The 25,176-nt window shown below is 27.7% G+C and carries 25 protein-coding genes and 2 tRNA genes; 22 read left to right on the top strand and 5 right to left on the bottom strand.

What is annotated here, in order from left to right:
- Nucleotide 1 precedes the first annotated feature (1 nt).
- From FDK22_RS10725 to FDK22_RS15935, 10 genes are all read left to right on the top strand, one after another.
- Nucleotides 2–1,171, top strand: coding sequence for a glycosyltransferase (locus FDK22_RS10725; RefSeq protein ID WP_138152956.1), 1,170 nt, complete (start codon nucleotides 2–4; stop codon nucleotides 1,169–1,171).
- Nucleotides 1,168–1,749, top strand: coding sequence for an acyltransferase (locus FDK22_RS10720; protein ID WP_138152955.1), 582 nt, complete (start codon nucleotides 1,168–1,170; stop codon nucleotides 1,747–1,749). The genes FDK22_RS10725 and FDK22_RS10720 overlap by 4 nt, the downstream gene beginning before the upstream one ends.
- Before the next feature lie 117 nt (nucleotides 1,750–1,866).
- Entirely contained in the window at nucleotides 1,867–2,994 is a 1,128-nt protein-coding gene (locus FDK22_RS10715) for a glycosyltransferase family 4 protein (RefSeq protein WP_138152954.1), read from the top strand.
- Nucleotides 2,995–4,116 (top strand): glycosyltransferase family 4 protein, encoded by a 1,122-nt coding sequence (locus FDK22_RS10710; RefSeq protein WP_138152953.1) that lies wholly within the window; start codon nucleotides 2,995–2,997, stop codon nucleotides 4,114–4,116. It begins immediately after the preceding gene.
- Nucleotides 4,103–5,176, top strand: a complete 1,074-nt coding sequence (locus FDK22_RS10705) for a glycosyltransferase family 4 protein (protein WP_138152952.1) — start codon at nucleotides 4,103–4,105, stop codon at nucleotides 5,174–5,176. Before FDK22_RS10710 ends, FDK22_RS10705 begins: the two co-directional genes overlap by 14 nt.
- Nucleotides 5,163–6,209, top strand: a complete 1,047-nt coding sequence (locus tag FDK22_RS10700) for a glycosyltransferase (RefSeq protein ID WP_138152951.1) — start codon at nucleotides 5,163–5,165, stop codon at nucleotides 6,207–6,209. The genes FDK22_RS10705 and FDK22_RS10700 overlap by 14 nt, the downstream gene beginning before the upstream one ends.
- A complete protein-coding gene (locus tag FDK22_RS10695) occupies nucleotides 6,206–7,309 on the top strand; it encodes a glycosyltransferase family 4 protein (protein ID WP_138152950.1) in 1,104 nt (367 codons plus the stop codon). The genes FDK22_RS10700 and FDK22_RS10695 overlap by 4 nt, the downstream gene beginning before the upstream one ends.
- Before the next feature lie 3 nt (nucleotides 7,310–7,312).
- A complete protein-coding gene (locus FDK22_RS10690; RefSeq protein ID WP_138152949.1) occupies nucleotides 7,313–8,170 on the top strand; it encodes an NAD-dependent epimerase/dehydratase family protein in 858 nt (285 codons plus the stop codon).
- Nucleotides 8,167–9,138, top strand: coding sequence for an MraY family glycosyltransferase (locus FDK22_RS10685; RefSeq protein WP_138152948.1), 972 nt, complete (start codon nucleotides 8,167–8,169; stop codon nucleotides 9,136–9,138). Before FDK22_RS10690 ends, FDK22_RS10685 begins: the two co-directional genes overlap by 4 nt.
- A gap of 44 nt (nucleotides 9,139–9,182) precedes the next feature.
- A complete protein-coding gene (locus FDK22_RS15935) occupies nucleotides 9,183–10,946 on the top strand; it encodes a polysaccharide biosynthesis protein (RefSeq protein ID WP_171012974.1) in 1,764 nt (587 codons plus the stop codon).
- Here FDK22_RS15935 and FDK22_RS10675 read toward each other — a convergent pair.
- On the bottom strand, nucleotides 10,943–11,272 hold the full coding sequence (locus FDK22_RS10675; protein ID WP_138152947.1) for a ribonuclease E inhibitor RraB: 330 nt from the start codon (nucleotides 11,270–11,272) through the stop codon (nucleotides 10,943–10,945). The genes FDK22_RS15935 and FDK22_RS10675 overlap by 4 nt on opposite strands.
- A 100-nt stretch (nucleotides 11,273–11,372) precedes the next feature.
- Here FDK22_RS10675 and FDK22_RS10670 point away from each other — a divergent pair, with 100 nt between their 5' ends.
- Nucleotides 11,373–12,221 carry a glycosyltransferase gene (locus FDK22_RS10670; protein ID WP_138152946.1) on the top strand — a complete coding sequence of 283 codons (849 nt, stop codon included), beginning with the start codon at nucleotides 11,373–11,375 and terminating at the stop codon, nucleotides 12,219–12,221.
- On the opposite strand, the gene FDK22_RS10665 is transcribed toward FDK22_RS10670, so the two are convergent.
- Entirely contained in the window at nucleotides 12,218–13,027 is an 810-nt protein-coding gene (locus FDK22_RS10665; protein WP_138152945.1) for a DNA ligase, read from the bottom strand. The genes FDK22_RS10670 and FDK22_RS10665 overlap by 4 nt on opposite strands.
- Before the next feature lie 151 nt (nucleotides 13,028–13,178).
- On the opposite strand from FDK22_RS10665, the gene rpmB reads away from it, so the two are divergent.
- The 11 genes from rpmB (at nucleotide 13,179) to FDK22_RS10610 (ending at nucleotide 22,695) form a co-directional block, all read left to right on the top strand.
- Nucleotides 13,179–13,367, top strand: a complete 189-nt coding sequence (gene rpmB, locus FDK22_RS10660; RefSeq protein WP_138152944.1) for a 50S ribosomal protein L28 — start codon at nucleotides 13,179–13,181, stop codon at nucleotides 13,365–13,367.
- A 24-nt stretch (nucleotides 13,368–13,391) separates the two neighbouring features.
- The gene (locus FDK22_RS10655; protein WP_138152943.1) at nucleotides 13,392–14,513 is read left to right on the top strand and encodes a potassium channel family protein; all 1,122 of its coding nucleotides are present in this window, start codon (nucleotides 13,392–13,394) and stop codon (nucleotides 14,511–14,513) included.
- Nucleotides 14,514–14,570: 57 nt separating this feature from the next.
- Entirely contained in the window at nucleotides 14,571–15,752 is a 1,182-nt protein-coding gene (gene argJ / locus FDK22_RS10650; protein WP_138152942.1) for a bifunctional glutamate N-acetyltransferase/amino-acid acetyltransferase ArgJ, read from the top strand.
- Nucleotides 15,753–15,881: 129 nt separating this feature from the next.
- A complete protein-coding gene (locus tag FDK22_RS10645) occupies nucleotides 15,882–16,103 on the top strand; it encodes an HP1242/YdcH family protein (protein WP_138152941.1) in 222 nt (73 codons plus the stop codon).
- A gap of 139 nt (nucleotides 16,104–16,242) precedes the next feature.
- Nucleotides 16,243–18,822, top strand: a complete 2,580-nt coding sequence (gene gyrA, locus FDK22_RS10640) for a DNA gyrase subunit A (protein WP_228711696.1) — start codon at nucleotides 16,243–16,245, stop codon at nucleotides 18,820–18,822.
- Nucleotides 18,819–19,856 (top strand): aspartate-semialdehyde dehydrogenase, encoded by a 1,038-nt coding sequence (locus FDK22_RS10635; RefSeq protein ID WP_138152940.1) that lies wholly within the window; start codon nucleotides 18,819–18,821, stop codon nucleotides 19,854–19,856. The genes gyrA and FDK22_RS10635 overlap by 4 nt, the downstream gene beginning before the upstream one ends.
- The gene (locus FDK22_RS10630) at nucleotides 19,856–20,389 is read left to right on the top strand and encodes a YqhA family protein (RefSeq protein WP_138152939.1); all 534 of its coding nucleotides are present in this window, start codon (nucleotides 19,856–19,858) and stop codon (nucleotides 20,387–20,389) included. Before FDK22_RS10635 ends, FDK22_RS10630 begins: the two co-directional genes overlap by 1 nt.
- A complete protein-coding gene (gene hemE / locus FDK22_RS10625; RefSeq protein WP_138152938.1) occupies nucleotides 20,389–21,426 on the top strand; it encodes a uroporphyrinogen decarboxylase in 1,038 nt (345 codons plus the stop codon). Before FDK22_RS10630 ends, hemE begins: the two co-directional genes overlap by 1 nt.
- A gap of 91 nt (nucleotides 21,427–21,517) precedes the next feature.
- Nucleotides 21,518–22,435, top strand: coding sequence for a radical SAM protein (locus tag FDK22_RS10620; RefSeq protein WP_138152937.1), 918 nt, complete (start codon nucleotides 21,518–21,520; stop codon nucleotides 22,433–22,435).
- 73 nt (nucleotides 22,436–22,508) lie between these two features.
- A tRNA-Asn gene (locus tag FDK22_RS10615) sits at nucleotides 22,509–22,583 on the top strand.
- A gap of 37 nt (nucleotides 22,584–22,620) precedes the next feature.
- A tRNA-Asn gene (locus FDK22_RS10610) sits at nucleotides 22,621–22,695 on the top strand.
- A gap of 247 nt (nucleotides 22,696–22,942) precedes the next feature.
- Here FDK22_RS10610 and FDK22_RS10605 read toward each other — a convergent pair.
- The 3 genes from FDK22_RS10605 to FDK22_RS10595 form a co-directional block, all read right to left on the bottom strand.
- Entirely contained in the window at nucleotides 22,943–23,113 is a 171-nt protein-coding gene (locus tag FDK22_RS10605) for a helix-turn-helix domain-containing protein (protein WP_228711702.1), read from the bottom strand.
- A gap of 118 nt (nucleotides 23,114–23,231) precedes the next feature.
- Nucleotides 23,232–24,851 carry an NADP-dependent glyceraldehyde-3-phosphate dehydrogenase gene (locus FDK22_RS10600; protein WP_138152936.1) on the bottom strand — a complete coding sequence of 540 codons (1,620 nt, stop codon included), beginning with the start codon at nucleotides 24,849–24,851 and terminating at the stop codon, nucleotides 23,232–23,234.
- A 109-nt stretch (nucleotides 24,852–24,960) separates the two neighbouring features.
- Nucleotides 24,961–25,161, bottom strand: coding sequence for a hypothetical protein (locus tag FDK22_RS10595; RefSeq protein WP_138152935.1), 201 nt, complete (start codon nucleotides 25,159–25,161; stop codon nucleotides 24,961–24,963).
- Nucleotides 25,162–25,176: the final 15 nt, after the last annotated feature.

Here is a 25,176-nt window from a genome sequence, read left to right as displayed (position 1 = left end):
TGTGAAAACTAAGATTATTTATATAACTAATACAAGAGTCCCCTCTGAAAAGGCAAATACATATCAATCAATGCAAATGTGTAATAGCTTTTCAAAATTGTATGATGAAGTACAAATGTGGGTGCCAAATGGTATAAATACTAAAGAGATGAAAAATTATGAAGATGATCCATATAGTTTTTATGGGATAAAAAAAAATTTTGAAATAAATAAACTATTTACTATCAATTATTGGTGGATTCATAATCTCAATCAATTTATATGGTCTAATCTTAGTGCTGTAACATTTGCTATAAGTGTGTTGTTGAAACTAAAACTATATGGACAAAATTATACTGTATTTACAAGAGATTGGATGGTATTAAAAACACTTATTTTTGGAAAAAAAATAGGCCTTATAAAAAATAAAATATATTATGAAGCGCATAAATTTTCAGACCATTTGATACTAAATTTAAAAAAAGCTGATGGTATTATAGTACTTAATGGGCATTTGAAAAAAATGAATGAAGAAAAAGGTATAAAGAATAATCTAGTTGCACATGATGGTGTAAACCTTGAAACTTTTAAATCAATAGAAAAAGATGAAGCTTTAGAGTTATTAGGGTTTGATAAGAATTATAAATACATTATTTATGTAGGTAAATTTAATACATTAGGTGAAGAAAAAGGAATACCTCAAATAATAGAAAGTTTGCAGTTTTTAAAAGATGACGTGAAAGCTATTTTTTTAGGAGGCCCTATGGATAATGTATCTAGTTATTATAAGTTAGCAAAAAGTTTTAATATACAAGAAGATAAACTTATATTTATTGATAGACAACCTGTTACAGAATTATTTAAATACATTTCTGCTTCAACTATTCTTCTCATGCCTTTCCCTTTTACCACTCATTATGCTTATTATATGTCTCCTTTAAAAATGTTTGAATATATGGGAAGTAAAAGACCAATTATTGCTACTAGATTACCATCTATTGTTGAAGTATTGAAAGATAAAAAAAATGCTATATTGTGTGAACCTGATAATTCAAAAGATCTAGGTGACAAAATAAATTGGGTATTAGAGAATGATTGTAATGATATAGTTAATCAAGCTTTTATGGATGTTCAAAGTTATACTTGGGATAAAAGAGCGGAAAATATTAAAAACTTTATGGAGAAAATATGAAAAATAAATTTATATATCTAATATATGTAATTTTATCAAATTTACCAGACTTTTATATGATACGTGTTTGGTTTAGAAATATCACTAAATTAAGAGCAAAAGTTTTGAAATTACTTCCTAATATGGAAATATCAAATGGAGTAAAGATTTATAGAGGTGTAAAGATTAGTAGAAACTCTAATCTAATATTATCTAAAGGAGTAGTTATAAAAGAATTTTGTATTCTTGGTGGAACTATTGCTGTGGGTGAAGATACTCAGATTTTATCTTATACAAAAATAGATGGAAGTGGAAAAGTAACTATAGGAAGAGATACTCACATAGGAAGAGAGAATGATATATTTTCACATTATCATAACATTAGTGATAAAAATATTTTAGTTAATAAATCAAAAGAGTGTTTTCAAGAGATACATATTGGTAATAATGTTATGTTGTATAGTAGAGTTGCTGTAATGGGTGGTGTTAATATTCATGATAATTCTGCAATAGCTTATGGAAGTATAGTTACAAAGAACTGTGAACAAAACTTCATTTATGCAGGAGTCCCAGCAAAAAAAATTGGAGAGAGAATATAAATGATTGATATATCAAAAGTTCAATTTATTATTTTAAATTTAGTTATATCTTAATCATATATCCTGACATAATAATAGAGTAAAATATTTTAATAAAAAAATAAAGGAATTTATATTTTGAATGTATTAGTTTTTTCAAATGGTTATGGTTTGCAACAAAGTAATTTATATGCACCACTTACTGAAATGTTTATTGAAATCGCGAAGCAAGGGCATAAATTACATATAGTTTGTCGTGAAGATTTTTATAGTAGCGAAGATAATCATCCTAATATTAAAGTTTATCCTGTCAAAAAATATAAGGGTATAAAAAAGTTTTTACTTGTAAAAGATATGTATAAAGTTGGTAAATTAATAATAAAAAATAATAATATTGATTTAGTTTACTCCCATATATTATCGTTTTTAGGTATTACAGCAGCTACAATATCTTGGGTTTATAAGAAACCTTTTTTTCATTGGCTTTGTGGAGATGGTAGAGTTCAACAAGAAAGTAATCCAATATCAAAAAAAATCATTGATTACTTAACAACGGGATATATTCATAAAAGGGCTACAAAGATGATAAGCTGTTGCCCTTGGGTTGCTGAAGAACAATGTATACCTTATGGGCTTGATTGGAAAGAAAAATATGAGATTACACCAAATTCAGTAAATATAGAAAGGTTTTCAACCCAAACAAAATCGTATAGAGATGTTTTCAGAAATAATTATCCAATTATAATTTATGCATCAAGACTTTCTTCAAGAAAAGGTGCAGATATTTTTATAGATGCAGTAACTGAACTAATAAATGAACGTGTAAAGATAAATGTATTTATAGGTGGTTCAGGTGATTTTGAAAGTTATTTAGATAAAAAGATTAATACATTAAAGTATCCAAATCAAATAAAATATTTAGGACAAGTACCTTCAAGTGAATTACCAAATTACTTTAAATCTTCAGATATTTTTAGTGTCCCAGCAAGATATCAAGGTTTTGGAAGGGTTTATATTGAGGCTATGGCAAGTGGTTTAGCTGTTGTTACAACAAATCTTATATGCACAAAAAAAATTATAGATAACGAAGAGGATGGTATTTTAGTTGATCCTAAGGTTAAAGATTTAAAAGAAGCAATAATTAGATTACTTGAATATGAAGAATTAAGAAAAAAACTAAGTTTAAATGCGCGTAATAAAGCAAATAATTATACTGTAGAAAAAGTAGCAAAAAATTATATAAATATTTGGAAAAGGAACATATAGGTGGATAAGCTTTTACACATAAGTGCCAATATATATCAACCACTTAATGGCAAACATCATCATACAAAAAATATTTGGAAAGAACTGGCTAAAGGTTTTGATGAATATCATGTATTAGCAAGAAACAAGACAAATAGTTATAGTTATTCTAATGAAGGAAATATACATTTACATTTACTACCAAGAATTACAAAAAAATCTAAAATATTTTTTATTACATCTTTTTGGATGTTTTGGATAATCAAAAAATATAAGATCACTCACCTTTTAGCCCAGTGTCCTATTGTGGGTGGATTTATGGGGGTAATTGCTAGTAAAATTTTTAAAATCCCCTTGTTTGTGGAGATACACGGAGATATATATTTTAAATATATGCAAGAAAAAACTTTAGTTCATAAAATATTTTCAAAAATTACAAAAGTTACATTTAATAATGCTACGAAAATTAGATCATTAAGTATTGCTATGAACGATATGTTAAATAGGTATGGAATTAGTGAAAATATAAAAGTTGTACCTAATAGAGTAAATCTAGAATTATTTAAAAGTCAAAAAAGATCATATGAATTACATAGTCCTATTAGGATTATTAGTATAGGAAGATTTGTTCAACAAAAAGGTTATGATATAGCAATAGAAGCGATAAAAAAATTAAGCTATCGTCATTACATTGAACTGTATCTAATTGGAGGTGGTAATTTATATGATAAATATGTTGATTTATCAAAAGGTTATGAAAATATTAAGTTGATAAAATGGATAGAACAGAGTGAGCTAAAAGTTTTATTAGAAGAGTCTGATATTTATATTCAACCATCTAAACCATACTTTGGTGAAGCTATGCCAAGAACTATACTTGAAGCAATGGCTATGAAACTTCCAATAATAGCTACAAATATTGCAGCAATTCCTGGAATTTTAAATAATACAAATGCAATTGTAATTAATCCCAATAAAGTAGATGAATTAGTAGAAGCTATTGAAACTTTGATTAATAATATCAACTTAAGAGAGAGGCTTGCTTTACAAGGTTACCAAGATATCATAAGTAAGTATGAATGGAATAAGGTTTTTGAACTTTATAGAAATGAATTAAAAAGTATGAAATATGAAAATACTTAGAATCTATACGAAGTTACCTCCATTAAAAGGTGGTATGGAAAAACACATATATAATTTGAGTAAATTACAAATACAAAAAGGAAATCATGTAACTGTATTTTATAATGAGGGGGAAAAAATCTCTTCACATGATAAGAAAATTTGTAACATAAGACTTCATAAATTTAGACCACAGTTTGTAGGTATATTTATATTTTATTTTATAATAATATTAAATTTAATTTTAAAAAAAGAAAAATATGATGTTGTTCATATCCATGGAGATTGGAGCTCAGCATTCTTCTCTAAAATTTTAAAAAAACTTACTAATGCAAAGATTATTGTATTTTCAATACATGACCAACTGTCTTCTAGTTATATGCATCAAAAACTTTTACCAAAATTAGTTAAATATATTGATTTGGTATTTTCAACAGGTTATGATACTGCAAAAGTATTAGAGTATTTAAGTAAAAGAGAAATAATAGTACAACCCAGCGGAATTAATGAGATATTTTTTGAGAATTATTTAGAAGTTAAAAATGAAGTTTTTACAGTCATCACCGTAGCAAACTTATTTCCAAAAAAGAATATTGAATTAATTTTGGAAATAGCAAAGAAATTAAAAGAATATAAGTTTATTATAGTAGGTGATGGAACACAAAAAAGTCAATTAATTAATAAAATAAAAAGTGAAAATATATTGAATGTAAAGTTGTTAGGCTTCCAAACTCCACAAGAGGTTAGAAGTAATTATCAAAAAAGTGACTGTTTTTTACTTACTTCTTTTGCAGAAGGTACACCTACCTCTGCACTTGAAGCTATGGCTTGTGGATTGCCTATAATAAGCTCAAATGCAGGAGGCCTTGGAAATATTGTTAAAGACAACAAAAATGGATTTATTATAAAAGATTTTGATAAAAATAAATATATTGAAAAAATTGAATTATTAAAAACAAATGAAGTATTACGGAAAAAAATGTCAAAAACTAACTTAAAGTTGGCACAAAATTATAAATGGGAAAATGTTGCAAATTATATTAATTATAAGATGGAAAGATTAATAAATGAAAAAAATTAATATTATGCATTTAATTACAGGTTTAGGAATGGGTGGAGCTGAAAAAGTAGTATTAGATTTGGCAAAATACACTTCAAAAAAAGATTTTAATACTTATGTAGTATCTCTTTCAAAAAAAGATGAGCTTCTATCTGAATTTACTTCCAATGGTATTAATACTACAATATTAGGAAAATCAAATTCATTATTTAATATATTTTCTATAGTTAATATTATAAATAAATTTATAAAAGAGAAAAATATACAAATAATTCATGCACATATGACACATTCTGTAATTGTTTCTTCGATTTTAAAAATTTTAAATCCTTCGTTAAAAATCGTTTTTACTTCTCATAGTTTTAATATCGGATCTAAAATAAGAGAGTTTATTGTTTGGAGTATAAAATTTACTAGAGATATAGATATTGTGTTTTCAAAAAACATATTAAAGTTTTTTTATAAAAAGAATTATAAAATCATACCTAATGGTATAAAAATAAATAAATATGTATTAGCGTTAGAAAAAAATAAAAAGTTTACTTTTATAGCAATTGGTAGACTTGAACCTGTTAAAAATCACAAGTTTTTATTGGAACTTGCAAATGATTTAAAAGATAAATTTGATTTTGAAATACAAATAGTAGGTCATGGTTATTTAAAAGAAGAGTTAGAAAAACTAATTGAAAAATACAAATTAGAGAATTATATAAAACTTCTTGGTCTTCGAAATGATATACCTAATCTTTTAAATAAATCACATTGCTTATTAATGCCTTCTATTTGGGAAGGATTACCTATTGTAATACTTGAAGCAGGAGCTTCTAATTTACCTATAATTTCAACTCCTGTTGGAAGTATTCCCTCTCTTCTTGACAATGAAAATGCGTATTTATCTAATTTAGAACAGTTTCAACAAAATATGATTGAGGTTATAACAAATTACGATAGGGCAAAAGAAAAAAGTCAGAGTTTATTTAATGTAATTAGTAAAACTTATTCTATTGATAAAATAGTTAATGATCATGAAAAAATCTATAGAGAATTAATATGAAAAAAATATTATTTGTTGTGAATGTAGATTGGTTTTTTGTATCTCATAGATTACCATTAGCTTTAAAAGCCATAGAAAAAGGATATGAAGTTCATTTATCTTGTGCTTTAACTGATAAAAAGGACTATTTAGAAGATATCGGTTTAAAAGTACACCCTCTTAATTTGTCAAGAAGTAGTGTAGGTTTGAAAGGAGAAATTAAAACTTTTTTTGGAATTTATAATACTTTAAAAGAAATTTCACCCGACATAGTACATTTTGTAACTATTAAGCCAGTACTTTATGGTGGTTTATGCACAAAATTTTTAAATATTGATAAAAAAGTTTTTTCAATTTCTGGACTTGGTTTTTTATTTATTAAAGAGGGTGTAAAAGCTTCTTTTGTAAGAAGTATAATTAAGACAATCTATAGAATTGTTTTTAGTGGGAATAACACTCATATAATTGTTCAAAATCCTGATGATAAATCATTAGTTAATTCTATAACAAAAGCTCCTACTACTTTAATTAGAGGTTCAGGTGTAAATTTAAAAGAATATAAATATTTTAAAGAAAATTGTGAAAATGTAAAAGTAACAATGGCCTGTAGACTTTTAAAAGACAAAGGAGTTTTTGAGTATATTGAGGCTGCTAAAATGATAAAACAAAAGTTTCCAATGGTAGAATTTGGGCTTTATGGTGATACAGATATTTATAATCCAGCAAGTTTAACTAATGAAGAAGTTGATAAGATAAAGAAAGATAAGATAGTAGAAATATATGGTTTTAATAAGTATATATCAAAAATATTTTCAGATTCAAATATAATAGTTCTGCCATCTTATCGTGAAGGATTACCAAAAGTGCTTATTGAAGCAGCAGCTTGTGGAAGGGCGGTTGTAACTACTGATGTTCCTGGTTGTAGAGATGCTATAGAAGTTGAAAGGACTGGACTTTTATCTAAAGTAAAAGATCCAAAATCTCTAGCTGAGAGTATTGAAAGACTTATACAAGATAATGAGCTCAGAAATAGTATGGGAAAAGCCGGTAGAGAACTTGCAGAACAAGAATTTGATATAAATAAAGTAGTTGAAAAGCATTTTGAAATATATGAGAGTTAAAAGATGAAGAAAATATTAATCACAGGTTCATCAGGATTCATAGGAAGTTATTTTATAAATAAATACAAAGCAAAATATCAAATTGAAATATTTAGTTTTAGAAGTGGTGATATTAATACTTTAGATTTTGCTGGTATAGGTGTCGTTTTTCATCTTTCGGCATTAGTTCATCAAATGGGTGGAGCAAGTAAAGAAGAGTATGAAAAAGTAAATATTATTCAAACTTTAGAGCTAGCAAAAAAAGCAAAAGAACAGGGAATAAAACAATTTGTTTTCATGAGTACTGTAAAAGTTTATGGAGAGGAGACAAATAGTAAATATACAGAAAATACTATTTGCAACCCAGAAGATGATTATGGAAAAAGTAAATTAGAAGCAGAACTTGAACTTCAAAAATTAGAAGATGAAAATTTTAAGATAAGTATTGTAAGAACTCCTATTGTGTATGGATTTGGAGTTAAAGCAAATATTAAAAATTTCATAACTTTAGTTAATAAAATTTCAGTCTTACCCTTTGGAAAAATTGAAAATAAACGAAGTATGGTTTATATCGGAAATCTTTGTCATTTGGTTGATGAGGTGATTAGTCAAAAAAAATCAGGAATCTTTTTAGCAAGTGATAATGAACCTCTTAGTACTACAAAACTTTGTGAACTTATAGCAAAGAATTTAGAAAAAAAAGTATATTTAGTTAAAATACCATTTTTTGAGAGTTTATTAAAAATAGTAAAACCTTCATTTCATAAAAGATTATATGGTAGTTTAGAAATTGATAATAGTATTACAAAAGAGAAATTAAATCTTAAAAATCCATATTCTGTTGAAGAGGGTATAAAACTTATGATAAAAGGCAAAGATTGATTTATCTAATATTACTTTTAATCTCATTTTCACTTACATATTTTATAAAAGAGTATGCTATAAAAAAATCACTAGTTGCTACTGTAAATGAACGAAGTTCTCATACTGTACCAACTCCCCATGGTGGAGGTATAGCATTAGCTATCACTTGGTTTTTAGGATTACTTTATCTGTATTTTACTGATGATATAGATTTAAACCTTTTTTATGCACTTTTAGTTGGCATAGTCATTAGTTTAGTTAGTTTTCTTGATGATATTTATGAGTTAAGTGCTAAATTAAGACTTATATTTCAATCGTTAGTATCCTTAGGTGGATTGTATTTTTTAGGTGGATTTGAGAGTTTAGATTTTTTTGTTTTTTCTATAGAAAATCAAATAGTTACAAATATATTTGCATTTTTTATGATTATATGGTTTATAAATCTTTATAACTTCTTAGATGGAATAAATGGTTATGCAGGAAGTGAAGCTATATTTTTATCTTTATCTGGGTTTATCCTTTTTAATGAAAATCATTTTATAGTTTTAATTGTTGCAGTTCTTGGATTTTTATACTGGAATTGGAATAAAGCAAAGATATTTATGGGGGATGTTGGTAGCACTTTATTAGGGTACAATATTGCCGTTTTTACAATTTATTATTCAAATCAAACTAGTGAAAATTTTTGGATATGGATTATTTTGTTTTCTTTGTTTTGGTTTGATGCTACTGTTACTTTGATACGAAGAAAATTAAATGGTGAAAAATTATCTCAAGCTCATAAAAAACATGCATATCAAAGACTTACACAAGCTGGATGGAGTCATTATAAGGTTACAAACTATTCGGTAGTTGTAAATATAATTTTATTTTGTTTAGTTTATTTTGTCTCTAATATTTTTATTGCTTTTATATTTAGTATAATTTTGTTGAATTTTGTTATGAAATATATAGATAAAAAGAAAAGCTTTATCAAATATTCATAGCTACTTTAGTATAATACTGACCATTATAAAAAAGGATTTGATACTTGCTAAAACCTTCTCCTCTAAAAAGAATAATATTTTTTTTAGTATTTGATTTTTTATTGTCCCTTACGTCATTATATTTATCTTATAATCTTAGATTTAATTTTGAAATACCTAGTGATTTTTTAAATAATTTTTTTATAATATTTTTTGTAATATTTTTTATAAAGGTTTCTTTTTTTATTTATTTCAAATTATATAGAACTGCTTGGCGTTTTTTTTCATTATATGAAATAAAAAAAATCATATTAGCTCATATCTTAAGCTATGGATTATTTATTATTGTTTTTATTCTTTTTAGAGAAGAACTTAGTCCTTTAGCTAGAAGTATTATTATCATAGATTTTATGTTTTCTTTGGTATTTATCTCTTTATTAAGACTTTCAAAAAGAATTATTATAGAAAGTGGTAAGGGGTCTAAATATAAAAATACACTTATTATAGGGGCTGACAATAGTATAAAAAATATATTAAATGATTCTAAAAACATTGATTATACACCAGTTGCAATTATTGATGATAATAAAATTCTAATAAATAGTTATATTATGAATTTAAAAGTATCTTCTTTTGAAGATATAGAAAGCATAATTAAAACAAAAAGTATTGAAGCTGTAATTATCTCAAAAGATTATGAACAAAATAGATTGATAAATATTTTTGAGATTTTAAATAATTTGAATATAAATGATATTAAAAAAATTAATACATTAAGTTCAACTAATACAAAAGAGTTAAAAGATATATCTGTTGAAGATTTACTTGCAAGGCATCCAAAGGATTTAGATAAGGAGAAAATTGAGTCTTTTATTAAAAATAAAGTTATACTTATAACAGGTGCAGGTGGAAGTATTGGCTCTGAGATAAGTAGACAATGTAAACTTTTTGGTGCAAAAAAATTAATTTTACTTGATCATAGTGAATATAATCTTTATAACATAACAGAAGAATTAAATGATAATATAGTAATTCCTGTAATGCAAACAGTTAGAAATTTAAGCTTTTTAGAGTCTACTTTTGAAAAATATAAACCACAAATAGTTATTCACGCAGCAGCATATAAACATGTACCTTTAGTAGAAGAAAATATTTTAGAGGGTATTTCAAATAACATTATCGGAACTAAAAACTGTATTGATTTATCTGTTAAATATGGTGCAGAGAAATTTGTTTTAATCTCTACAGATAAAGCTGTAAGACCTACAAATGTAATGGGAACTACAAAAAGAGTTTGTGAATTATATGCTCAAAATGTTAAAAGTAAAAATACTGAGATTATTTCAGTTAGGTTTGGAAATGTATTAGGAAGTAGTGGAAGTGTAATTCCTAAATTCAAATCTCAAATACAAAATGGTGGACCAATTACAGTAACCCATCCTGATATCACTAGATATTTTATGCTTATTCCAGAAGCTTGTGAATTAGTGTTACAAGCAGCTAGTATTGGAAAAGGTGGTGAAATATTTATTCTTGATATGGGAGAACCAATTAAAATAGTAGATTTAGCTAAAAAAATGATTGATTTAAGTGGTAAAAAAGATATTGAAATTGAGTTTTGTGGTTTAAGACCAGGTGAAAAACTTTATGAAGAGTTATTAATAAACGATAGTGACATGAAAACACAATATGAGTCAATAACAGTTGCAAGTAAAACAGAGTATAATATTGATAAACTTAATAGTGATATTGAAGAATTGTTGCTATGTAAAGATAAAATAGCAAAATTAAAAGAGATAGTACCAGAGTTTAATCATCAATTAAATTAAGCTTTTAAAACCTCTTCAACATCAAAGCCATCAAATCTATCTATCCCTTGATTTTTTGAAAATTTATAAAGTTCTACACATCTTTTATATAAAGATTCTTCTGTATGTATCTCATTTTTTGCAATTTGAAGATAGTAAATGTTATCGCAAGAAACAATTTCTTTAAAATCATATTTATTTAAAGCAGAATTCTTACTTATATTAATTAGATGCTCTTTTTCCTTGTGAGAAAAATAAAAACCCCAATTTAATTCTTTTTTTAGGTCTAAATTTTTTATGCTATTGATTGTTTTAAAATATTCTTTTATATAAGATTTTTTTATCATATTGTTTGGCCTAAATATATAATTATAATTATTACTAATTATAAATAAAATTATTATAAAGGCATCAATTCTTTAAGTTCATTGATTATAAAATGTCTCAATGAAAACAATAACTTATAAATCAAAAACAAAATTAATAGAAAAAATTTTAGAAGATGAAAATATAAAAGAGCTTTCAAAATCTTCTGTATTTGGAAAAATACTAAAGAAAAAAGAAAATGCTGACGTATATTTTCATAGTGGAAGTTTAGATAAAGAAGCCCATCTAAATATTCAAAATGCACAAAAGGTAATTGTAAACTCAGAAAGAGTAAAAAAAGAGCTTAGTGAATTTGAAGAAAAAATTGAAGTTATTTATCCTTCACTTGATATAAAATATGATGATATAGAAAAAATTAAAAAAGAAGTATACTCACAACTTGATATAGGAATAAATAAAAAAACAATTCTTTTTACAGCAAAGAACTTTAAAACTTCGGGGGTATATGATTTCTTAAACATTATTAATTATATAAATTTTAAAGATTTTGTAGCCATTATTGCAGGGGATAAAAAAGAGATTGCAAATCTAAAATTCAAAATATCTCGTATGGAAGTAAATGAAAAATTGATTTTATTAGATGATTATGATGATATAGATAAACTTTTTATAGCTTCTGATATATTTTTGCTTCCAACAACAAACAAAACTTTTAATACAAATATTCTAAAAGCTATGTATTGTAAATGTGCTGTTTTTACAACAGTTATAAATGATGCATCTGAGTTAGTGGATGTTTTTTCAACAATGGAATCTCCCCAAGATAGAAGTATGCAGTTTAAACTTGATGCTCTTTTACAAAACGAAGAGGAGTTAAATACTATCAAAAAGCAAAATTATGATGTTTCAAAAGAGTATACTTTAGATAAACAATTAGAAAAACTAAAAGATATTATCTCTAAGATTTAATCTTTTCTTTCATGTATAAATGAGGCAAATTTAGGTTTGCCATATTTTGTAAAACCATAGTATTTAAAGTTTACAACTGTACCTATTTTAAAACCTTTAATTCTTTGTTCTTTTGTAAATCCATTCCCTAGATTAAATGTTATTTCATTATCAAGTTTAACAATCAAACTTTTTAAAAGCTTAGTCTTTTCATTCATATTTATTCCCACAACAATACCCTCCATATCTTGAACATTTTTTATTTTTAAAACATGGGGAGTTCTTCCTGTATGATAATCTTTAGTTGGATCTTTTACAATTATACCTTCACCTTTATTTTTTATAATCTCTTCTAAAAACTTATTTAGGTGTTCTTTATTTTTTACTTTTATTTGTTTTATTATGTTTACATGTTTATTTGGATGCGTTTTAAACCAAAACTTGGCTTTATCTAATCTTTTAAAAAAATCTCCCTTTGTATTAGGAACTTCAAATATATTATAAGTTAGATTTTCCCAATATTTACTGGGCTTTTGGTCCATTACTATATTTTGTATATTTTCAAAATCATCTCTTTTTGTCCATAACTCGCCATCTAGTTCAAAATCTGGGAAATTTTTTATAAACCATTTTGGTGGATATATCTTTTTACCTTTTCTTGTTAATAATTGTTTTCCATCCCAGTAACCACGTATCCCATCTAGTTTTTCACTCATAACCCAGCCTTTTATATTTTGTTCTTCATATATTTTAGGCTTTTGTAAATCAACTGCAAAAGAAAAAACTGATAAAAAAAGTAGTACAATATATTTTGTGAAAAAATTCATAAATAAATCCTTATTATAAATAATATAAAATATTATCAAAACTATCTTTAATTAAATAACTTATACAAGATGGTCAAATATTAAACTTCACTTAAGTTTAACAAGGTACAATACGCGAATATTTTTCACTACAAAATTTAAGGAATAAAAAATGTCAAGAAGATGTTCAGTTTCAGGAAAAGGACCTATGGTTGGAAACAACGTAAGTCACGCAAACAACAAGACTAAAAGAAGATTTTTACCAAACTTAAGAACTGTAAGAGTTACTTTAGAAGATGGTACAACAAGAAAAATTAGAGTTTCTGCTAAAGAGTTAAGAACTCTTAAAAAACACTCATAAGAGAGCACTTAAGAAAGTGCTTTCATGAGCATTTTTAGAAGAGTTAAGAAAGCTCTGGGCTGGGAACTTCATTCAGCCAAACCAGAATATGATTTAAACCCAATCATATATTCTCAATTAAAACCTTTTAGATTACCTCTTGTTTTAGTCCAATTTATTATGATAATTGGAACGATGGGTTATATATTAATCGATGATTTTCCAATATTAGATGCAGTTTATCAAACAGGTATTACATTTACAACTGTTGGATTTGGGGAAGTTGCTCCAATATCACCAGCTGGAAGATTTTTTACTATTACTCTAATTATTTTTGGATTTGCTATATTTACCCTTTCAACGGCAGTATTAATTGATACAATTATCAAAGGGAATCTATTTGAACTATACAAGGAACGAAATATGCTTTATAAAATTGCTAGACTTAGACGTCATTTCGTAATTTTTTATCACAATGAGTATACAGCACAGTTAGCTAAACAGTTTAACCAAAATCATGTTCCATTTGTGGTAGTTGACCCAAGTGATGATATTGAAGAGATTGCAAAAGAGTGCAATTATCCATATTTTGTAAAAGAAGAACCTTTTAAAGAGGAAGCTTTTTTAAAATCTCATTTAAGTTCAGCAAAGGGTGCAATCTCACTTTCGAAAAATATTTCAAACAATATTACACTTATTGCATCAGTTAGACTTTATGAAAAAGAGTTAGGACGTAGCCCATTTTTGATTATCTCAAATGCCGAAACAAACAATGAAAAAATAAGGCTTCAAAAACTTGGAGCTGATAAAGTGGTTGCAACACCATCACTTATGGCAAAAAGAGTTTCTGCAATGGCTATTCGACCTGATATGGAAAATGTTCTTGAAGAGTTTCTTTATAAACCAGATACTCCTATTGATATGGAGGAAGCTTTTGTAAAAGAAGATTCATGGGTTGTTAACAGGCAGATTAAAGACTTACACCTAAGGGATAGGATAAAAGTTTCAGTTATTGGAATTACTGAGAAAAAAGGAAGATTTATCCAAATGCCAAAAGGTAGTGCAGTAATCAGCCCCGGTTCTAAACTTCTACTGGTTGGTAATCAAAAAGCAATATCAAAAGCAAAAAGAATTATCAATTTAAAAAAACAACCTGAAGAGATTTAAAAGAAGTTTACAGATTTAGGTCCCTTTTAAATGGGACATTTATAAGGATATAATATTATGTTTACAATTTTACCAATAAAAGGGTTTATAGACTCAATTGATGGATTTTACTGTGATGGAATTCATGCAGGTTTAAAACCAAAAGGAAATAAAGATTTAGGATTTATATATAGTGATACTTTGTGTGATGTTAAAGCAGTATTTACTTTAAACAAATTTCAAGCAGCACCTTTAAAACATTATCAAAACTATGAAAAAGATTTTCAAACAAACTTTGTATTAGTTAATTCAAAAAATGCAAATGCTCTAACAGGACAAAAAGGGATTGATGATATTAATGAGATTTTTTCATCATTAAATCATGAAATCACTAATCCAATTATGAGTAGTACTGGAGTTATTGGAAATCCTTTACCAAAACAAAAAATAATTGATGGAGCAAATTCATTTGATTTATCTTCAAAAAATGGTGAAAATTTAAGTCAAGCTATTATGACAACAGATGCTTTTCCTAAAACTTGCCTTTATGAAGTTAAACTTGAAGATGGAAGCTCTTTTAAAATAGGTGCAGTTGCAAAAGGTGCTGGGATGATTAATCCAAACCTTGCAACAATGCTTTGTTTTATTTGTACTGATGCAGCTATTCCAACTGAAGATATGCAAGAGTTATTAGATGTTAATATTCATACTACATTTAATGCAATCTCTGTAGATGGAGATACTTCTACAAATGATACAGTTTTACTTCTAGCAAATAAAAAATCAAACTCGTATGATAAAGAAGCTTTCAAAGAGGTTTTAAGACTTGTAATGCATGATATGGCTATGTTAATGGTTGCAGATGGTGAAGGTGCAAAAAAAGCAGTAGCTTTTGAAGTTATAAATGCAGCATCTAATGAAGAAGCAGAAATTGCAGCTAAAGCACTTTCAAATTCATTACTTGTTAAAACTGCACTTTTTGGTGAAGACCCAAATTTTGGACGAATAGCTTCAACAATTGGTGCAAGTAGAGTATTTTGTGATGATTCAAAATTGGTTATCTCTTATAATGATGTAGTTGTTTTCAATAAAGGTGAGATTGTTTTTACTAAAGAAGTAGAAGCAGCTGCAGGAAAAGTGTTACAAAATGACAAATTTAAAGTTATTTGTGATTTAGGTGTAGGTGAGGGTACTTTCACTGCATATGGGTGTGATTTAGGCTATAGATATGTTGAAATCAACGCAGATTATAGAACATAAAATTTAAAAATTGTTGTTTATTTTCTAGACTGTTTTTAGTTATAAAGAAAAATATTTCTTAAATTTCTTTAAAAATTATTAAGTCCTCTATTGATATAATTAATTAATTTTAAAAGAAAGGATAAGCCAATGTTTAATGAACATAGAGATATTATCGCTGAACTAAAACAGCAAGACGCACACTTTCAATCAGTATTTGATAAACATAATGAATTAGATCAAGAGATTGTTGATTTAGAGAAAAATTTTGCTGATCAGTTTGAAATTGAAGCTAAGAAAAAAGATAAATTAAAACTAAAAGATGAGGTATACTCATATATTGTAAAATATAAAAAAGAGAACAATTTATAACAGAATAAATTCTTCATAAAAAGGGTGGGAGTTTTTTAAAACTTTCATCCTTTTTTTTTGCTTAAAAACTACTCTTAACACCTTATACTAAGCCTTTTTTCGATAAAATATTTAAATTTTATAATAAAGGCATTTTTTAATGGAAAACCTTTTCGAAAATCAAGATATTATTGATGTAAACATTGAAGACAGTATAAAGGCTTCATACTTAGATTATTCAATGAGTGTAATCATAGGTAGAGCACTTCCTGATGCAAAGGATGGTTTAAAACCAGTTCATAGAAGAATTCTATATGCAATGCACGATTTAAATATGAGTGCAAGAGCTCCATATAAAAAATCAGCAAGAATCGTCGGGGATGTAATCGGTAAGTATCACCCACATGGTGATAGTTCAGTTTATGATGCCCTTGTAAGAATGGCACAAAGTTTCTCTATGAGAGCACCTCTTGTTGATGGTCAAGGAAACTTCGGTTCGATTGATGGTGATAACGCCGCTGCTATGAGGTATACAGAAGCTAGGATGACTAGAATATCTGAAGATGTTCTAAAAGATTTAGATAAAGACACAGTTAACTTTGTACCAAACTATGATGATACAATGAAAGAGCCTGATGTATTACCTACTAGAGTTCCTACATTACTTTTAAATGGTAGTGAAGGTATTGCAGTTGGTATGGCTACTAAAATTCCTCCTCATAACTTAGGTGAGTTATTAGATGGTGTTTTACATATGATTGATAATCCAGAAACAACCGCTGATGAATTAATGGAGTTTATACAAGGACCAGATTTCCCAACAGGTGGAACAATCTTTGGTAGACGAGGAATAATTGATGCTTACAATACAGGTCGTGGTAGAGTTAAAATTAGAGCAAAACATCATATTGAAACAAAGGGTAAAAAAGAGGTTATCGTTTTAGATGAACTTCCATACCAAGTAAATAAATCAAGACTTATTGAACAAATTGCTAACTTAGCAAAAGAAAAAACTGTTGAGGGGATTTCTGAAGTTAGAGATGAGTCAGATAGAGATGGTATTAGAGTTGTAATTGAACTAAAAAAAGATGCTATGAGTGAGATTGTATTAAATAACCTTTATAAATCAACTCCTATGGAAACTACCTTTGGTATTATTCTTTTAGCAGTTCATAATAAAGAGCCAAAAGTATTTACTTTACCGCAACTTTTAAATGTTTTCTTAGCACACAGAAAAACTGTAATTATTAGAAGAACAATATTTGATTTAGAAAAAGCAAAAGCTAGAGCACACATTTTAGAAGGTTTAAAAATTGCTTTAGACAATATTGATGAAGTTGTTAAGATTATTAGAGCATCTGCAAATGATGCAGAAGCAAAAGAGAGTTTATCAAACAGATTTGGACTTAGTGAAATTCAAGCTCAAGCTATTTTAGATATGAGACTTGGAAGATTAACAGGTCTTCAAAGGGATAAATTAGAAGCAGAATATCAAGAATTATTAGCTTTAATTGCTGAACTTGAAGCTATCTTAAAATCTGAAGAAAAATTAAATGAAATTATTAGAGAAGAGTTAACAGAAATTAGAGAAAAATACTCTGATGCTAGAAGAACAGAAATTGAAGATTCATATGATGAAATAGATATTGAAGATTTAATTCCAAATGAGCCAATGGTAGTTACTATTACTCATAATGGATATGTAAAAAGAGTACCAATTAAAGCATATGAAAAACAAAGAAGAGGTGGTAAAGGAAAAGTTGCCGTTACAACCCACGATGATGACTTTATCGAAAGATTCTTTGTAACAAATACCCATGATACACTTATGTTTGTAACCAACATGGGACAATTATATTGGTTAAAAGTTTATAGAATTCCTGAGGGTTCTAGAACTGCAAAAGGTAAAGCTGTTGTTAACTTAATCAACTTAAGATCTGATGAAAAGATTATGGCTATTATTCCAACTAGTGACTTTGATGAGTCTAAATCTTTAGCATTCTTTACAAGAAATGGTATTGTAAAAAGAACATCTTTAGTTGAATTTAGTAACATAAGAAGCAATGGTGTTAGAGCAATTGTACTTGATGATGCAGATGAAGTTGTAACAGCAAAAATTACAACTCCTGAAACACAATATCTAATGATTTTCACATCTTTAGGTCAATGTATTAGATTCGAAGTTGAAAAAACTAGAGAACAAGGTAGAAGTACAAGAGGTGTTAGAGGTATTAAATTCAAAAAAGATACTGACTTCGTAGTTGATGCAAATGTTGTTGATAATGAAGAACAAGAGTTATTAACTGTATCTGAAAAAGGTATTGGAAAAAGAACAACTGTAGAAGAATATAGATGTACAAACAGAGCTGGTTCTGGAGTTATCTCAATGAAACTTCACCAAAAAACTGGAAATGTAGTTGGTGCTGTGTTAGTTGATGAATCTATGGATTTAATGGCATTAACTTCAATTGGTAAAATGATTAGAGTTGATATGAATACAATTAGAAAAGCAGGAAGAAATACTTCTGGTGTAATTATTGTAAATGTTGATGCTCAAGATAAAGTTGTTTCAGTTGCAAAATGTCCAAAAGAGGATGATGATGAACTTGATATTGAAAATGCAAAAACAATGGATGGTATTGATTTAACAGAATTCAATTTAAAAGATAATGCTGAAATGAATTCAACTGAAGAAACAAATAATTTAGAATTAGATGATGATAAAGGAAATGAAGAATGAGAAAATTTAATGTAGCTATAGTGGGTGCTACAGGTGCTGTTGGTGAAGAGCTTTGTAGAGTATTAAAAGATTACAACTTCCCAATTAATAAACTAGTACCTCTTGCAAGTGCAAGAAGTGCTGGTAGTAAAGTTGAATTTGATGGAAAAGAAGTAACTGTTTTAGAGTTAACTCCAACTTGTTTTGAAGAAAATGAAGTAGAGATTGCATTTTTCTCTGCTGGTGGGTCTATTTCTGCTGAATATGCAAAATATGCAGTTGATGCTGGTGCAGTTGTAATTGATAATACAAGTCACTTTAGAATGGATCCTAAAACTCCATTAGTAGTTCCAGAAGTTAATCCTGAAGATATCTCTTTATGGAAAGAAACAGGTATTATTGCAAATCCAAATTGTTCAACTATCCAAATGGTATTAGCATTAAAACCTCTTGATGAATTATATGGAATCAAAAGGGTAGATGTATCAACTTATCAAGCAGTTTCAGGTGCTGGTAAAACTGGTATGGAAGAGCTTGTTAGACAAATGCAAGATCTATTATCATTTAAATTAGATGAATCTGAGAAAAAAGCATTTGCACACCAAATTGTAAATAATGTAATTCCACAAATTGATGTTCAACAACCAAATGACTTCACAAAAGAAGAGATGAAAATGGTTCTTGAAACTCAAAAAATCTTACACAAAGAGATTGCTGTTGCTGCAACTTGTGTTAGAGTTCCAGTTTTAAGATCTCACTCTGAATCAATTACTGTTACATTTGAAGAGGGAACTTCAGTGGATGTGGCTGAAGTAAGAGATGCTTTAGAGAGATTTGAAAACGTTGAAGTTATTGATGATTTAGCAAATAATGCTTATCCAATGCCAATTATTTCAACTGATACAGATATCACTTATGTTGGTAGAATTAGAAAAGATGTTTATGCTGATAACATTGTTCATTTCTTCAATGTTGCTGACCAAGTAAGAGTTGGAGCTGCTACAAATGCAGTTAGAATTGGACTTAAATGGATTGAGATGGAGAGTGATATCTAATGTTAGAAAAACTTTTTGAAGGTACAATGTGGCGAACAAGAATTTTTATAGTTCTTGCAGTCATTTTTGGACTTATTGGTTCTATTATTTTATTTATAGTTGGATCAGTAGATATTTTTGAAGTATTTATGTATGTTATAAATGTTTACGTAAATGGTTTACATCCTGCGGACTTTCATGAAGTTATAGTTAGTAAAATAATTGGTGCAGTTGATATTTATTTAATTGCTGTTGTAATGATAATTTTTGCTTTTGGTTTGTATGAGTTATTTATTTCTAAAATAGATGTAGCTGAAGATTCAAATAAGGGACAAAATATTTTAGCCATTACATCACTTGATCAATTAAAAGATAAAATTGCAAAAGTTGTTGTGATGGTACTTGTAGTTGGTTTTTTCCAAAGAGTACTTCACACAAAATATGAAGGTGCATTAGAGATGCTTTATTTTGCAATCTCTATTATGGTACTTTCAATTGGACTTTATTTTTTAGGTAAAGTTGGAAAAAAAGAAAAGAAAGAAGAGGCCCATTAATGTCAAAAATTTTTGTAGATGCTTGTTTAAGAAAAGAAACTCCATACACTCCAGTTTGGATGATGAGACAAGCTGGAAGATATTTACCAGAGTATATGGAAGTTAGAGCAAAGGCTGGTAACTTTTTAAATCTATGTCATAATCCAGAAATGGCTTGTGAAGTTACAATTCAACCACTAGATATTGTTGGAGTTGATGCAGCTATTTTATTTTCTGATATTTTGGTAATACCAAATGAAATGGGAATGGATTTAGAGTTTATCAAAGGTGAGGGGCCAGTTTTCCATAAGCCTGTTAAAACAGAAGAAGATGTTGATGCTCTTTTAAGTGGTGAAGAAGCTGCTGATAAATTAACATATGTATATGATACTATTAAACTATTAAAACAAAAACTTCCTGAAGATAAAGCTTTAATTGGTTTTACAGGAGCTCCATGGACACTTGCAACTTATATGATTGAAGGTCAAGGGACGAAGACTTATAATATTTGTAAAAAGATGATGTATTCAAACCCTGAACTTTTACATAAAATTTTAAGAAAAGTAACTGAAGTAGTTAAATATTATATGATAAAACAAATTGAAGCTGGTGCAGATGTTGTTCAAATTTTTGATTCATGGGCAGCAGCAATTGAACCAGGTAGATATGATGAATTTTCATGGAAATATATGGTAGAGATTGCAGAGTATGTAAAAGAAAAATATCCAGAAATTCCAGTAATCATGTTCCCTAAAGGTGTATCTGCATTTATAAATATGGGTGGAGTTTATGGAAACTTTGATGTATTTGGTGTAGATTGGGGAACTCCAATGGCTATGGCAAAAGAAAAACTTGGTGAAAAGTATGTTCTTCAAGGAAATATGGAACCATGTAGACTATACTCAAAAGAAGAAACTACTAAATGTGTTGAAGCAATACAAAAAACGATGCAAGGTGAAGGTCATATCTTTAATTTAGGACATGGTATTTTACCAGATGTTCCTGTTGAAAATGCAATTCATTTTGTAAAAGAGTGTCAAAGAGTAAGTAAAAAGTAAATCTTTTACTAACTTAAATATATTTTCAAAAGAGAGGCTTTTAGCCTCTCTTTTTTTATTTCTAAAGACTTTATTTTTAAAGGAACTAAACATGAGTTATTCAAATTCTATAATCTTTGGACCAATTCCATCTAGACGTTTTGGTATATCATTAGGAATTGATCTTTCACCTTCATCAAAACAATGTAATTTTGATTGTCTTTATTGTGAACTTGAGAAAGCTAATACCGTTGACAAGATGACAATTTATCCAAAAGTTGAAGAAGTCATCGATGAAATACAAAAAAGTCTTGATAAGCACCCTAGAATTGACGTTATAACCATAACAGCAAATGGTGAACCAACTTTATATCCAGAACTTAATAAATTGATTGATGAAATCAATAAAATTAAAGGTGAAACAAAAACAATGATACTTTCAAATGGAAGTACTATTTATAAACCTGAAATTTATAATGCCTTATTAAAACTAGATACTGTAAAACTATCACTTGATTGTGTTAGCAAAAAGTGTTTTAAGAAGCTAGATAGAATACATGAGGGTATTGATATTGATGCAATGATTGATTCAATGGTTAAGTTTAAGACTGAAACTACAAATAAGCTAGTTCTTGAGATATTATTTGTAAAAACTTTAAATGATAAAGATGAAGAGATAGAATTACTTTATGAAGCAGTAAAAAGAATAAATCCCCATAGAGTGGACATAGGTACAATTGATAGACCTCCTGCATATGAAGTTAAACCAGTAGCCTTTGAATTGCTTGAAAAAGTTGCAAATAGATTTGAAGGTATAAATGTTAATATCGCTTTTAAAAATAGACCAAAACAAATAAACTCTTATGATGAAAAAGAGATTGTAGCTATGTTAAAAAGACGACCTTTGACAAATGAAGATGTAGAGAATATGTTTGACCTTGAAAGTAAAGAAGTTCTAGAAAAACTAGTAAAAAAAGGTGAAATTAAGCTAACAAACAGCAGTGGATTAAATTTTTATAAAATTTCGTAATTTTTTCCAAAAAACCTTGACAAAGAAAATATTTTTTACTATAATTCCATCCCATTTGAAAAGGAAGACAGTATCCGGCATAGCTCAGTGGTAGAGTAGATGACTGTTAATCATTTGGTCCCTGGTTCGAATCCAGGTGCCGGAGCCACTCAAAACTTTCTTTCAAATGACAAAATAATTCAAATTCCGGCATAGCTCAGTGGTAGAGTAGATGACTGTTAATCATTTGGTCCCTGGTTCGAATCCAGGTGCCGGAGCCATAAAAAGCTTTTAGATATTTGAACTTAGGTTCTTTTATCTAGAAGCTTTTTTTTTGCCCATATTTTGGTCTATTCAAGAGATAAATGCATAATTACACCAAATTAAGCTACTAAGATTTTAGCAACTTTAGCATAAAAAATTTCAGATGGAGTTTTATATCCAAGAGATTATCTCAGTCTGTTATTTAACTTATTTTGTATCCCCCTAATTTCTCTTCTTTTTAGTTTTATGTCTGTAAAAACTAAACTATTCAGCTAGTTCTGGTTTATATTTTCCTTTAGAACTATTTCTTTTAATCCCTCTACTAATTGTTGATTGAGAAATACCTAAAATATTAGCTATTTGATTTTGTGTATATCCAGTTTTAATGTAAGAAGATATTTGATATCTTCCTTTAAGGGTTACTTTCGCGTAAATATTTTCCTATTTTTGGCGAAATAAGGATAACAAAATATTTGTTAACCCTACTTACACCTATACTTCAGAAATTATGCATTTATGACTTGAACTTAGGCTACTAAATTTAAAAATTTTATTAAAGAATAAAATCAGTTGATAAGAAATTAGATTTATGGTTTCTAAGTATTGAGGTGATTAACTCTTTATTATCTGAGTCATTTTTCATTGCAACCATTGATCTAATACTAAAAGCTCTTAATGCATCACTAACAGATAATGTGCTTTGTGCTGAATCTTTTCTCCCTGTAAATGGGAAAATATCTGGTCCTCTTTGACATTGAGAGTTTATATTTACACGACTTACTTGATTTACTAAGCCATCAACTAGTTTTGCAATTTCATCTGAATTTTTCCCAAAAATACTAACTTGTTGTCCATAATTTGATTCCATCATATAAAGTAGAGGTTCTTTTATATCTTTATATGTAAGTATTGGAACTATTGGACCAAATTGCTCCACATGGTAAATTTTCATATTTTTATTTACTGGATATAAAACTGCAGGAAACATAAATGTATTTTTAATAGTCCCACCATTTTTATTTACAATATTTGCTCCATTTTTAAGTGCATCATCAATTAGTTCTTTTAGATATTCTGTTTTTTTATATTCTGGAAGAGGTGTTATTTGAACATCTTCATCCCATGGTAATCCACATTTAATATCATCAATTTTTGTATTAAACTGTTCTAAAAAACTTCCAACAATATTTTCATGCACAAATAATATTTTTAAAGCTGTACATCTTTGACCATTAAAAGATAAGCTGCCCGAAACACACTCATTTACAGCAACTTCTAAATTAGCATCGGGCATTATTATCCCTGCGTTTTTTGCTTCAAGACCTAATATTGCTTTTAATCTATTTGGTTTTGGGTGATTATGTTTTAATTGGCTTGCAACATTTGAACTACCTATAAATGCAAGGACATCAATTTTTCCACTTTGCATTAGTGGTGTTAAAAGTTTTGCCCCTGAACCATAAAGAGTATTTACTACACCTTTAGGAAAAGAGTCTTTAAAAGCTTCAAGTAATGGTTTATGTAAAAGTACTCCAAATTTTGGAGGTTTAAATATTACTACATTTCCCATAATAAGTGCAGGAATCAATGTTGTGAAAGTTTCATTTAATGGATAATTAAAAGGCCCAATACATAATGTAATCCCAATAGGGGATCTTTTTATTTGTGCTAATATTCCTGAATTAATCTCAAGTTTTGAATTTTTTCTATCTAACTCTTTTAAAGCATCAATAGTATCTTTTATATAATCAACTGTTCTATCAAACTCTTTTTGGGAATCTTTATATGATTTTCCAATCTCCCACATTAGAAGCTTTACAACTTCATCTCTTTTTTCAATCATTTTAAAAGTGAATTTCTCAATATGTTTAATTCTTTGACCTACACTCATTTGAGGCCATTCGCCCATTCCCATATTATATGCATTTGAAGCAGATTCTAAAGCTTGGTTTGCTTCTATTTGAGTTAACATAGGATAAGTTCCTAGTTTAAATTGTTTATTCTCATTCTCTTTTAAACAAATTGGGGAATAAACATCTTGTTGTTCACCTTTCCAATTTCTAATCTCTCCATCTATTAAATATTCACTTTGTATTATCTCCCCGTCAAATCTAAATTCATCGGGTATTTCTTTTATTGATCTAATAATATTTTCAAACTTTTTTGTTGACATTCTATAATCCTCTTAAAATAAAACTAATATTATCTTTTTTTAATAGGAGTTTTTACTTTAAAATGTTTTTTTTATATCTTATTTACAAATATATGAAGTATAAATATAATTAACTTTCATTAAACCTAACAACAAAATATCCCATGGCCATTTCACCTAAACTTACTAAACCCCACATTGGATGGTAGTAAAATCCCCAAAATATTGCTATGCCTAAAATTGCTAGTATGATTTTATTATTCTCTTTTAGTATCTTTGTAATTGCATAACCAATTATAAAAAATACTATAACATATACCATTATTTCCATATAAATCCTTTTTGT

Origin of the sequence: Arcobacter arenosus (assembly GCF_005771535.1) — a bacterium.
Classification (GTDB): Bacteria; Campylobacterota; Campylobacteria; order Campylobacterales; family Arcobacteraceae; genus Halarcobacter; species Halarcobacter arenosus.
This window is presented reverse-complemented; position numbering and strand designations above follow the sequence as displayed.

What these genes read in the sequence shown, in the direction of transcription:
- FDK22_RS10720 (WP_138152955.1), top strand. Translation starts at nt 1,168, where the DNA reads ATGAAAAATAAATTTATATATCTAATATATGTAATTTTATCAAATTTA.
- FDK22_RS10705 (WP_138152952.1), top strand. Translation starts at nt 4,103, where the DNA reads ATGAAAATACTTAGAATCTATACGAAGTTACCTCCATTAAAAGGTGGT.
- FDK22_RS10700 (WP_138152951.1), top strand. Translation starts at nt 5,163, where the DNA reads ATGAAAAAAATTAATATTATGCATTTAATTACAGGTTTAGGAATGGGT.
- FDK22_RS10695 (WP_138152950.1), top strand. Translation starts at nt 6,206, where the DNA reads ATGAAAAAAATATTATTTGTTGTGAATGTAGATTGGTTTTTTGTATCT.
- FDK22_RS10690 (WP_138152949.1), top strand. Translation starts at nt 7,313, where the DNA reads ATGAAGAAAATATTAATCACAGGTTCATCAGGATTCATAGGAAGTTAT.
- FDK22_RS10675 (WP_138152947.1), bottom strand. Translation starts at nt 11,272, where the DNA reads ATGATAAAAAAATCTTATATAAAAGAATATTTTAAAACAATCAATAGC.
- FDK22_RS10670 (WP_138152946.1), top strand. Translation starts at nt 11,373, where the DNA reads ATGAAAACAATAACTTATAAATCAAAAACAAAATTAATAGAAAAAATT.
- FDK22_RS10665 (WP_138152945.1), bottom strand. Translation starts at nt 13,027, where the DNA reads ATGAATTTTTTCACAAAATATATTGTACTACTTTTTTTATCAGTTTTT.
- rpmB (WP_138152944.1), top strand. Translation starts at nt 13,179, where the DNA reads ATGTCAAGAAGATGTTCAGTTTCAGGAAAAGGACCTATGGTTGGAAAC.
- FDK22_RS10655 (WP_138152943.1), top strand. Translation starts at nt 13,392, where the DNA reads ATGAGCATTTTTAGAAGAGTTAAGAAAGCTCTGGGCTGGGAACTTCAT.
- argJ (WP_138152942.1), top strand. Translation starts at nt 14,571, where the DNA reads ATGTTTACAATTTTACCAATAAAAGGGTTTATAGACTCAATTGATGGA.
- FDK22_RS10645 (WP_138152941.1), top strand. Translation starts at nt 15,882, where the DNA reads ATGTTTAATGAACATAGAGATATTATCGCTGAACTAAAACAGCAAGAC.
- gyrA (WP_228711696.1), top strand. Translation starts at nt 16,243, where the DNA reads ATGGAAAACCTTTTCGAAAATCAAGATATTATTGATGTAAACATTGAA.
- FDK22_RS10635 (WP_138152940.1), top strand. Translation starts at nt 18,819, where the DNA reads ATGAGAAAATTTAATGTAGCTATAGTGGGTGCTACAGGTGCTGTTGGT.
- FDK22_RS10630 (WP_138152939.1), top strand. Translation starts at nt 19,856, where the DNA reads ATGTTAGAAAAACTTTTTGAAGGTACAATGTGGCGAACAAGAATTTTT.
- hemE (WP_138152938.1), top strand. Translation starts at nt 20,389, where the DNA reads ATGTCAAAAATTTTTGTAGATGCTTGTTTAAGAAAAGAAACTCCATAC.
- FDK22_RS10620 (WP_138152937.1), top strand. Translation starts at nt 21,518, where the DNA reads ATGAGTTATTCAAATTCTATAATCTTTGGACCAATTCCATCTAGACGT.
- FDK22_RS10600 (WP_138152936.1), bottom strand. Translation starts at nt 24,851, where the DNA reads ATGTCAACAAAAAAGTTTGAAAATATTATTAGATCAATAAAAGAAATA.
- FDK22_RS10595 (WP_138152935.1), bottom strand. Translation starts at nt 25,161, where the DNA reads ATGGAAATAATGGTATATGTTATAGTATTTTTTATAATTGGTTATGCA.